This is a genomic window from Paenibacillus suaedae, assembly GCF_032337355.1.
Lineage (GTDB): Bacteria > Bacillota > Bacilli > Paenibacillales > Paenibacillaceae > Paenibacillus_B > Paenibacillus_B suaedae.
On record NZ_JAVYAA010000003.1, the window covers coordinates 442747 to 454058 of the forward strand.

Here is an 11312-nt window from a genome sequence, read left to right on the forward strand (position 1 = left end):
GACAATTATATAGTTAGGAGCCATACTATTTGTATGACCAATCAACCATTATTTACAAAGAGCAATGAAACCGCACCTACACTCATTCAATCCAAGCGGCAGATTGATCGCTACAACCTCGACGTCGACGCACAAGCCATTCTTGTTGCTGCTCGCTTAATGGAGGCTGGCGCGAAGCTAGGACATGCGGCAGAAGTTCATTTCTCCAGATTCGGATTATCAACAGGTCGATATCGATTGTTAGCTGACTTGGAGGACAATGGGGGAGAGGAGCTGCCATCGCAATTAGCCAACAACCTCGGTGTGACTCGTGCGACTGTCACGGGCTTAATCGATACCTTGGAACGCGATGGTCTCGTCTCTCGGCGTGCTAGCGCAGCAGACGGTAGGCAGAAGTCGGTTGTTCTTACAGAACGAGGAGTCATTAAGCTTCGTGAGATGGCACCAGAGCATTTTGCAAGACTGGAAGCCATGGTAGGATTGCTTACTTCTGAAGAGCGCACCGTGTTTCTCGACCTGCTCGGAAGGGTTACCGAAGGAATTTCAGCACTTACCGCGGAATGTATTGATTAAACAGACACATCGAGTGAGCGTGAATGGGGCTAGTCCTGACTAGCCCTCCTTTCTGCCCATATAGTTAGGAACCTAATTATATGAGGTGTAGGAGTGAGCAATTTTTTTAACAGAAAGGGTGAAGACAAGCATTGAACAGATCAAATGATGCAAGTAAGACCAAGGATGGTAGTAATAGGATATCTAAGCCTTCTGTTCTCTGGCGCGATATCATGATAGCTTATGCTGCGCCGGCGTTGATGGCCGGGATTGGAGGAGTGATGATCGGTGACCAGATTCTGTTCATTGCCGCCTTTACTTCGATAGGAGGGACATCTGCCGTAACAGCATGGATCATTGGTCGTTGGCTGCAAGATTGGGGATTACATACACAATGGTTGAACAGGTCGCATCTTCTTGTTATTGCAACGATATTCGCCTTTTTAGGAGTAGCAACAGGGTTGCTGATAGCTTTGGTTGTTACAGAACTGTCGATTTATGCATTTTCACAAGAGATTGCATGGTTGGATCGGGTGTGGATAGATTTTCCTCTATCTGTCACGATAGCGAGCACAACTACAGTATGCCGCTGGTATAAGGCAACACACAAACATACATCGAACAGGAGCGTGTAAGAAATGATCGTAGTAATCGGTGCAACAGGAACCATCGGCAGAGAACTGCTAAACAGTCTGATTCAAGCAAACGTACCCGTACGGGCCATCAGCAGAGAGCCGGACAAACTCCGGATTCAATTGGGTGCGGGTGACCATAGACAGGTCGAGATTGTCCAGGCAGATGCATCCGACGCATCAGCATTGCGCGCTGCATTTCAAGGGGCGAGCCAACTTTTTCTGTCCATGTCGAATAGTCCAAGACAAGTGGAATTAGAGAGCACTGTCATCCGAACGGCTATCGAAGCCGGCATTGAGCATATTGTAAAGATTTCTAGCCCGCTGTATAACGCTCTTGCTCCAGTGGAGATTGCAAGATGGCATCTGGAAATTGAAACCTTGCTCAACGATTCAGGTATATTGCATACCGTACTGCGACCCTATGCTTTTATGCAGAACTTATTGCGATTGACAGGATCGATTCGCAAGCACAATGCCTTCTACGGCTCAATGGGGAGCTCAGCATGCAACTACATCGATTGCCGAGATATTGCAGATGTCGCCGCAGAAGTGCTGACGAATCATAAGAAAGCAGGACGCATCTATACACTCACTGGATCAGAAGTGTTCAATTATGAACGGATTGCGGCCAAATTCACAGCAATGCTCGGTCGTCCTATTACGTATATCAACATGGATCCGAACACACAGCGCCGTTCCTTAATGGAACAAGATCATATGCCGCTATGGCTTGCGAATCACGTTGTAGAGATTCAAGCCATGTCTGTAGCCATTCCGGAGCATCCTACAGATACAGTCGCACGATTACTCGGCCATGTACCAAGAACGCTCGATGCCTTTCTCGAAGAACATATTGGCCTATTCCAGCATTAGAAGATGCATTTCGCCGCTTTTGGTTTCTTATCTATCCTAATTGTAATATTTTCAATATAATTCATAAATATTGATCGATTAACATAATCTTCGCATGAACATAAGTTTCCCTTAACATACGAGCCCCATAATAATGTTGAACGGAGAGGTTCAATCCCCCGCATCACAAAATGAGGAGGCGAAGAAGAATGAATATGCTAACTGTGTTGAAACGCAAATGGTTCAAAGTTGTACTTGCTGCATTAATCGCACTACCCACGTTGTCCTTGGGAGCAGGGTCTAACGCTTATGCGGAGGGGCCAGCCGATCCGGCGCCGTATATCACGGCAAAGGGTACACCGAACGGCAAGAAAGTATTGTTCGATAACACTCACGGTCAAACGGCTGGCGCAGCAGACTGGGTAATTGATGGCGGCTTCTCAGATTTCGCTAACGGCATTGCAGACAAAGGCTATGAGGTTAAGGAATTGCGCAAGTCTACGCCAATCACTTATGATGATCTGAAAGATTATCAAGTGTTTGTTATTGGCGAGGCCAACATTCCGTATAAGACATCCGAGCAAGCAGCAATGTTGCAGTATGTCAACAGTGGGGGCAGCATCTTCTTCATCGCAGACCATTACAATGCGGATCGCAACAAGAACCGCTGGGACGCTTCTGAAGCATTTAACGGTTACCGCCGTGGAGCATGGAGCAACCCAGCACAAGGGATGAGCACAGAGGAGGCCAACTCAGCTGCTATGCAGGATGTTGCAAGCTCCGATTGGCTGTCCGACAACTTCGGTGTTCGTATTCGCTACAATGCACTCGGTGACATTAATGCTAACGTGATTGTCGATCCACAGCAAGCATTCGGCATTACGAATCAAGTAAGCAGTGTTGCCATGCATGCGGGTTCAACGGTTGCAATTACAAATCCGCAAATTGCGAAAGGCATCGTGTACTTGCCTGCGGTAAGCAGCAGCCAGAAATGGCCAAATGCAGTAGATCAAGGCGTATATAACGGAGGCGGTGTCGCAGAAGGGGCTTATGTATCTATCTCGAAGGTCGGGTTAGGGAAAGCCGCTGTCATTGGTGATTCCTCTCCAGTAGAAGATGCAACACCGAAATATTTGCGCGAAGAGAATGGACAGACGAAAAAAACATATGATGGCTACAAAGAGCAGGATGATGCCGCACTGCTCATGAACCTTATTGACTGGCTTGCCGAGCAGGAGTCATACACAAGCTTCACACAGGTGCCAGGACTGCAGCTTGACACACCAACTGCATTGCTGCCGTTCGAGACACCGCAGCTCAGTACAGAGCCGCAGCCTGAGCCGTGGGCAGCACCTGCAGCGGGCTACAAATGGTGGGACTCTTCCACATTCAAGAAAGGCTCATATGGCGCTCCAAGTGGGGGACAGAACCCATCTGGCAATCCTGCGATGACACATCCTGCAACGGTAACTGCAGCCACGCCATTCAATGTAACGATTACAGCAGGCGGATTAACGCCGAACAGCAGCATTACGCTTCAAATCGGCGTATACTTAACGGGCGGGCAGCAAGTCGGTCAAGTGCAGCAAGATAATGGCAGTTGGCCTACCGGATATGGCTATAATAGCTTCACACTTACAGCGGATAGCACTGGTACTGCCGTGAAGACAATCCAGGTGCGAACACAATCAGGCAAGAGCGGGGCAGCCAGCATTCGTCTCCGCAAGGATAGCAGCAATGTATATCAGACTAATCCAATTACAATTGCACCTTAAGCTATAAATGTCATGAATTGTCTGACATAGCTAGATCGTATAGAGAAGTCCCGGCGGGGTTGCCAGGGCTTCTCTATCCTTTCTTTCGAAAGACACCAGCCAAGATAGGATAGATGCTTCCAACACAGATGAGGAGAATCCATATGAGCAATGAAACAGCAGTACCTCTTCACGAAAACAGTGATTCCTGCATAGTAGCCATCATACATACAAGTGACATTCACGGAACCGTTATGCCTTATCGTTATGCGGATCAGCAGCATATTGAAGCAGGGTTAGCCAGAATGGCGACCGCTATTGACACTCTGCGCCATCAGTATAAGGAATCTGTACTGATCGACAATGGCGATCTGCTTCAAGGCACACCGCTAACCTATTATCATGCTCGCATACAACAAGAGCTGCCTAATCCAATGGTCGCCTGCATGAACCACATCAAGGCAGATGCTGCCGTAATCGGGAACCATGAATTTAACTATGGGCTTCCCTATTTGAAGCAGGCGATTAAGGAGTCTCAGTTTCCATGGCTCAGCGCAAATCTGCTTCGAGCAGAAGACGGAGAACCTTACTTTGGCAAGCCCTATATTGTAAAGGAGTATGCGAATGGACTTAAGATTGGCATACTGGGCCTAACAACCCCGTATATACCCAACTGGGAACTCCCGCAGCATATTGCAGGAATCTGCTTCGAGGATGCGGTTGATGAGGCGAAGCGCTGGGTGAACATTCTTCGAAATGAAGAGCAGGTTGATCTCGTTGTCGTATCCTATCACGGCGGATTCGAGCGGGACATGCGTACTGGCGAATTGACAGAGGCAGATACAGGGGAAAATCAAGGCTATCGAATTTGTATGGACGTTCCCGGAATCGACATCTTGTTAACCGGTCATCAGCACAGAATGATTGTAGATGAGCAGGTGAACGGAGTATGGATCGCGCAACCGAGCTCACACGGGCAAGGAATTGGATTCATGGAGATCTGCATGACCAAGCAAGAGGGGAAATGGACACTCGTGCAATGTCAATCTCAGTTCATTTCTGTAGAGGGAACAGTCCCTGACGAACGTATCTTGGAAGCGATCCATGACATCGAACAGAAGGTTCAACATTGGCTGGATCAACCGATTGGTACTATGGAAGGCAATATGTTGGTCGATGATCCGTCGCAAGTCCGGCTTGCAGACCATCCGTTGATCGCATTCATTAATCGGGTTCAAATGGAATACGGATGTGCCGAAATATCGAATACCGCTCTCTTCGATGATAGTGCGCCAGGATTCTATGGAGAGATTACGATGCGACAGGTGCTGGCCAACTATATGTATCCGAATACGCTAAGAGTCATTCGCGTCTCGGGTCAAGATATTAAGGACGCCTTGGAGCAATCTGCCTCTTATTTTGCATTATCGGAGCAAGGGGATCAGATACAGGTAAGTGAAGCGTTCTTATATCCGAAGCCCCAGCATTATAATTATGATATGTGGTCAGGGATTGAGTATGAGATTCAAGTCTCTCGTCCGGTAGGACAGCGCGTTACTACGCTAACCATTGGCGGCGCTCCAATTGAGATGAACGCTGAATATGATGTGGCTATGAACAATTACCGAGCCGGGGGCGGGGGGAATTATGTCATGTTCGCCAATAAGCCGATTGTGCTTGATCTGCCGACAGATATGGCCGAATTAATCGTGGATTATATTAGGAAGCGGGGAACCATTACAGCCGAGTACAGTCATAATTGGAGAGTTGTCTTGTAGGATTTGAAGCAAAATACCATCTTTCAAAACCGAAACAAGGTTATGACTACGAACTAAGGGAGGCTGCTTGAACAGCTTCCCTTGTTTTTTGGGATTCACTTACTTAGAAGCATTTCGCACCCGCACTTTCGGATATTCGAGACATGTAAAAGAAACAGCATGCACTCTATCCTCTCAGAATGACGATAGGGTGCATAAGCAGTATCTTGGAAGCATCCTAAAACAGCTAATGTGAAGAGTGCAGACCCGCGCTCATTCTACCAATCCAAGATGTACATAAATAGGGAAGGAAACAACGCCATTTGGCTCTAGATGGTGATCGCGTTGATAACGCTTGAGGGCCTGTGTCGTGCTTGATCTGAACTTGCCGTCACACCTTCCTGTGTAATATCCTGCACTTTGCAGCCTCGACTGAATCAATTGCACATCTCCGCCAACATCACCTTCCGCTAAATCACGTGGATTATGCCTTAAATCACCCAGTGCATGTCCCATAATCGTTACTTTCGTGCCAATCGGAATCATCTCATACAATTCAATAACATCTTTATTGCGCATACGAATACAACCATGACTCGCGTGACGTCCAATGGAATAGGGCTTATTGGTACCATGGATACCATAGTATCCCCATGTCACATTCAAGCCGAGCCAACGAGGGCCGAATGATGGCCCCCAGTTCTCCCCCTTAAATATGATACGGAATTCACCCGTGGGGGTTGGGGTAGCGGGATCACCAACTGCGATATGATAAGACTTGATTGTCTTGTTATGCTGTTGCACAACAAGGCGATGAAGGTGGGGGAAGATGATGATCGAGTAGTCATCTCGCTTCGATTCAACGGTATTCAAAGGTTTTGCTTCAACCATATTTGGCACGAGGGTGACCATTGCCAAAGGAATGGATATACTTAACAGCAATAGCCGAAAGAAAAGTACATTGGCATGTAAGTTCATTTATTTATGTCTCCATAAGGTTTTGCATTTCGGTGCGGATAGTTTCACCGATTTTGCGAAATTTATACAATTATAGCTGCGTTCTCGGTATTTACAAGAAATTATCAAATGAACAATTCTTTTTAGAAAATATTTGATTGACCCTCTTTCCAATGGCATGTTTCAATGTGCTAGTAGATGAATTTGACAGGGAAGGGCGAGTCTGATGAATGATTGGTCACTTACACATCCTCAACTTAGAATTTGGTACATGGAGAATATGCAGCCGAATACAAGCTTAGGCATTATTTCAGTATCGTTGCGGCTGAAGTCGAAACAAGGCAATCTGGAGATTCCTTTCCTGCAGCAAGCTGTAAATGAGCTCTTAAGACGAAATGAAGTTCTGCGTCTTCGTATCGTAGAGAGGGACGGACAGGAGCCAAGACAATACATCAGCAAGTATCAAAGTTATGAGGTTCCAGTCATTGATGCTGTCGGTATTGACGTACAATCATGGGAGAAGGCGAGAGCTCAAGTGCCAATGCCGTGGAAGGATACCGATCTATTTGAGTTCATTCTGTTGCGGATTAATGCTACGGATTGTGTATTATACCAGCGTTTTCATCATTTCATTCACGATGGAATCTCCCAGCAGCTTATCATTGATGATATTCTTGCCTATTACAGTTGCCTTGTACAAGGTGCAACCTTGCCTGAGTCACATCGACCTTCCTACTTGCAGTTCATCGCTAGTGAGCTGGAGTACGAGCAATCTGAGCGCCGGGAGAAAGACCGACAATATTGGCTGCAGGAATTTGAAGCACATCCCTCTGACAGCGCACATACAATCTCGCCACTCCTACTGCATGATCCCACCTGTAAATCCGATCGTATAACTTATCCATTGTCTGCCTCCGTGCAAAAGCACGTATATCAATTCTGCGAAAAGCATCAAGTTAGTCCATTTACGTTATTCACTGCACTACTCGGCATTTATTTATACAAGTGGAATGGGAACCAAAATCAAGTCATCGGCACGACATTAAGCAATCGAACGAATAGAGCAGAGAAAAACATGTTAGGTATGTTCGTCAGCACCGTGCCACTCCGCCTCCAGATAGAAGGGGAACAAGACAGGATCTCCTTCATTAAGCAAGTGAACAAAAAGCAATTCTCAGCTGCAAGGCATCAGAAATACCCATTCAATCAGCTTGTACAGGACATTCGCTCCAAAACAGGCGACAGTTCACCTCTCTTTCAAACATCCATTGAATACCGGGAGACGGATACATCGAATGAACACAGCAATGAGTACGTTCAATATGAATGGGAGCATATCCATTGTGGCTATGAGGAAAATGACTTCCTGCTTCGGGTACAGCGAGTCGTGGCGACAAACGAATTGTCCCTGCACTTTGATTATCAGATAACTAAGTTCAGTTCAGAAGAAATACAGCGACAGCTTGAACAGTATGTATATGTAATCGAGGAAGTGCTTGCACAGCCTGAACGCTCTATCGACTCAACCGAAATTTGCACGCCTGAGCAGCGTGCAGAGCTGATGACTTCCTTTCAGGCAGCTAAAACAAAAGAGTCCAATCCCACTCTCTTAGTCGTCCAAGCGTTCAATGAGCAGTGCGAACGAACTCCTGAAGCTATAGCCATTCGATGCGACCAGAAATCCATCACTTATCGAGAATTAAGTTACAGAGCCGACCGATTGAGTGCACATCTAAGGAATAAAAGTATCGGGCAGGACGATGTCGTAGGCATCCTGATGGAGCGATCTATCGATACTATTGTCAGCATGCTCGGGATATGGAGAGCTGGGGCGGCCTACATTCCGCTAGACCCTGCACTCCCTCATGAACGAATCTCATTTATGCTTACAGACAGTAGTGTCAAAGTCATCGTTACGCATCGAGGCCTAGAAAGGCGTTTCCAAATCGATAGAGCATATGAATGGTTGGATCTAGATAAATGCACCGCAGACAGCGACAAGCAAGAAAGTAGGATAGAAAGCAAGCTATTAAGTGACATTTCAAAAGATGACATTCAAGCCACTCACCCTGCTCCAAACAGCCTTGCATATATCATCTATACCTCCGGGTCGACCGGCAATCCGAAGGGGGTGATGATCGAGCATCAATCATTCGGCAGCACTCTGCATTATCGGAACCAAGAATACAAGACAAGGGTAGGAGACACCGTGCTCCCGTTGATTTCCTTCGCGTTCGATGGTTTTGTGGCGACGTGCTGGTCACCGCTTATTATGGGAGCGACAGTTGTGCTGGCAGTTGAGGAGGCGATGAAAGACTTCTATGCCCTACGTAACTTGATTATACAAGAGAAGGTCTATCATATTATTTCCACACCAAGCCTATATGGGTCTTTACTCACTGGATTATCAACAGAAGATATGTCGAGTCTTCGGATTGTTACCTTAGCAGGCGAGCGGGTCAGTGATGCGGTGATAGAGAGAAGCAAGCAGCTTCAGTCCGACACTGAAATTGTAATTGAATACGGCCCTTCCGAGAACAGTGTTGTCACGTCGATCAAGAAAGACGCGCAAACGGGAGGAGCCTATAGCATTGGCAGACCGTTAGCGAATAGCTTCGTATATATCGTGAATGAGCATCTTCAGCTGCAGCCAATTGGGGCACAAGGACAGCTATGTATCACCGGAATAGGACTTGCTCGCGGATATCTCAATCTACCGGAGCAATCAGAGCAGCGCTTCATAGCGAACCCCTTCTTCGACTCGGATGGATGGAAGCGAATGTACTTGACCGGTGATTATGCCAGATGGCTTCCTAACGGGGAACTCGAATTCATTGGTCGAACAGACGACCAAGTGAAAATTCGTGGTTATCGAATTGAAATTGGTGAAATTGAATCGCAGCTGCAGCGCTTGCCAGGCATTCAAGAAGCTGCCGTGCTTATGATCAAGCAAGATACTTCCGACTCGACGCTATCTGCCTATATTGTCACGGATCAAGAACTCGTGATCTCAGACATTCGCACTCAGCTGCTGAATCAGCTTCCTAGCTATATGGTTCCTGCACACTTCATGAAGATTGACAGCATGCCGCTAACACACAATGGCAAGATTGACCGCAATGCACTGCTTCACATGACCGCACTGTCTTCTGGCAATCAACCGTATATTGCGCCTGTTACCGAACGTGAGCAGCTGCTGGCGGAGCTGTGGGCAGAGACGCTAAATAGGCACTCAATCGGATTACACCACAGCTTCTGGGAGCTCGGCGGCGATTCCATCAAAGCGCTTCAACTCATGGGACGATTGCATCAATACGGATATACCTTGCCAGTAAAGGAACTGCATTTATACCCAACGTTGGGTGAGGCAGCCGCCCGCATGAGATCTACAGATAAGCGCACTCAGAACGAGATCATAACTGGAGTCGTTCCATTCACACCTATACAACAGTGGTTCTGGGAGCAGCGGTTCGCGAACCCGCATCATTGGAATCAGTCATTCGTCCTATTCAGTAAGACGAGATTTGTGCAAGAGCACATCGAACATGTATTTGACCATCTTGTTCTTCACCATGATGCATTGCGAATGACCTACCGCTCAGATGGAAAGTCGATCGTTCAGACCATCCGCCAGCCGGATGAAGGGCCCTTCTATCATTTCGTATCATACGATCTAGAAGATGCTGACCATCCTGAGCGAGAAATGGAACAGATTGCAACTCAACTGCAGCAGAGTATTAATCTCTACAAGGGCCCAATTGTCAAGCTTGGTCTATTCCGTACGAAGGGTGGGGATCACCTGCTGCTCACGATTCATCATCTGATTGTAGACGGATATGCTTGGCGTGTGCTCCTCGAAGATTTTGCTGATGGATACGATCAGTTGGTGAACGGACATCCACTGCGTGTTAGGCCAAAGTCAACTTCTCTGAAGCAGTGGGCAGAGAGATTACTCACCTATGCTCATCAGGATGAGGTTATTCAGGAACTTCCTTATTGGCTTGCGCTTGAACAATATTCTGGAGATCCATTACCGCTCGGTATACGCAGCGATGTGCAAGCTGCCGATCTTGGCGTATGGAGCGATAATGGCATGATTGCGGTTGAATTCTCTTCGGAAGCAACCGACACACTGCTTCGGAGCAATAATACGTCAGCAAGCCCGGAAGCATATGACCTCATGCTAACTGCGTTCGGAATGGCGCTTGCGGATTGGAGTGGCGGACGCACATTTCGCTTGGATGTTGAAGGCCATGGAAGAGAAGCAATCGGGGAAGAGATCGAGGTGTCGCGTACGATCGGCTGGTTCATGACGATGTATCCGATCATTCTCGATATGTCACGAGCCGATTCCCTTCCCGCAGCTGTCGAACAGACTCGGCAAATGCTGCGCAGCATTCCGAACAAGGGAATGAATTATGGGGTACTGAAGTATTTGACCAAGCATGAGTCAGCAAGCGGTACAGCAATTTTGGAGAGGAAGGCAAATATAAATTTCAATTATATGGGTCAATTCGGTAACGAGCTGAATAATGAAAATTTTACGTTCTCAGCGATGCCGCCAGGTGATACGATAGGACTGGACAATGGACGAATGTATCAATTAGAGGCGGTTGCCATGATTGTAGCAGGGCAGCTTGTCGTTCGGTTCGTGTACAACACACGGGACTATGAGCATTCCAATATTCAGGTGCTCGTCAATCGATATAAGGCCCGTCTCGAAGCATTGCTTGAATTACACAAGCACGGATATGCATCAGGGCCGAGTTCCAGTCTAACCGTCTAAGCGTAACAGAGACCGATGC

Annotated in this window: 7 protein-coding genes; 6 read left to right on the top strand and 1 reads right to left on the bottom strand. The window is 47.2% G+C overall.

Annotated elements, in window-relative coordinates; translation table 11 throughout:
• The first annotated feature begins 33 nt into the window (after window positions 1-33).
• The 5 genes from RQP50_RS15310 to RQP50_RS15330 all read left to right on the top strand — a co-directional run bounded on the left by RQP50_RS15310 (window position 34) and on the right by RQP50_RS15330 (window position 5571).
• Complete coding sequence (locus tag RQP50_RS15310) at window positions 34-573, top strand: MarR family winged helix-turn-helix transcriptional regulator (protein WP_315745925.1); 540 nt, start codon at window positions 34-36, stop codon at window positions 571-573.
• Window positions 574-704: 131 nt separating this feature from the next.
• Window positions 705-1187: a hypothetical protein gene (locus RQP50_RS15315; protein ID WP_315745926.1), complete on the top strand. Its 483-nt coding sequence runs from the start codon at window positions 705-707 to the stop codon at window positions 1185-1187.
• Between the two features lie 3 nt (window positions 1188-1190).
• Window positions 1191-2060, top strand: a complete 870-nt coding sequence (locus RQP50_RS15320) for an NmrA family NAD(P)-binding protein (RefSeq protein ID WP_315745927.1) — start codon at window positions 1191-1193, stop codon at window positions 2058-2060.
• Between the two features lie 203 nt (window positions 2061-2263).
• Window positions 2264-3814, top strand: a complete 1551-nt coding sequence (locus tag RQP50_RS15325) for a DNA-binding protein (RefSeq protein ID WP_370510425.1) — start codon at window positions 2264-2266, stop codon at window positions 3812-3814.
• 143 nt (window positions 3815-3957) lie between these two features.
• Window positions 3958-5571, top strand: coding sequence for a bifunctional metallophosphatase/5'-nucleotidase (locus RQP50_RS15330; RefSeq protein WP_315745928.1), 1614 nt, complete (start codon window positions 3958-3960; stop codon window positions 5569-5571).
• 252 nt (window positions 5572-5823) lie between these two features.
• Here RQP50_RS15330 and RQP50_RS15335 read toward each other — a convergent pair whose 3' ends face one another.
• Window positions 5824-6441: a L,D-transpeptidase family protein gene (locus RQP50_RS15335; RefSeq protein ID WP_227774699.1), complete on the bottom strand. Its 618-nt coding sequence runs from the start codon at window positions 6439-6441 to the stop codon at window positions 5824-5826.
• A 292-nt stretch (window positions 6442-6733) separates the two neighbouring features.
• Between RQP50_RS15335 and RQP50_RS15340 the strand changes: the two genes are divergently transcribed.
• The gene (locus RQP50_RS15340; RefSeq protein ID WP_315745929.1) at window positions 6734-11293 is read left to right on the top strand and encodes a non-ribosomal peptide synthetase; all 4560 of its coding nucleotides are present in this window, start codon (window positions 6734-6736) and stop codon (window positions 11291-11293) included.
• The last annotated feature ends 19 nt before the right edge of the window (window positions 11294-11312 follow it).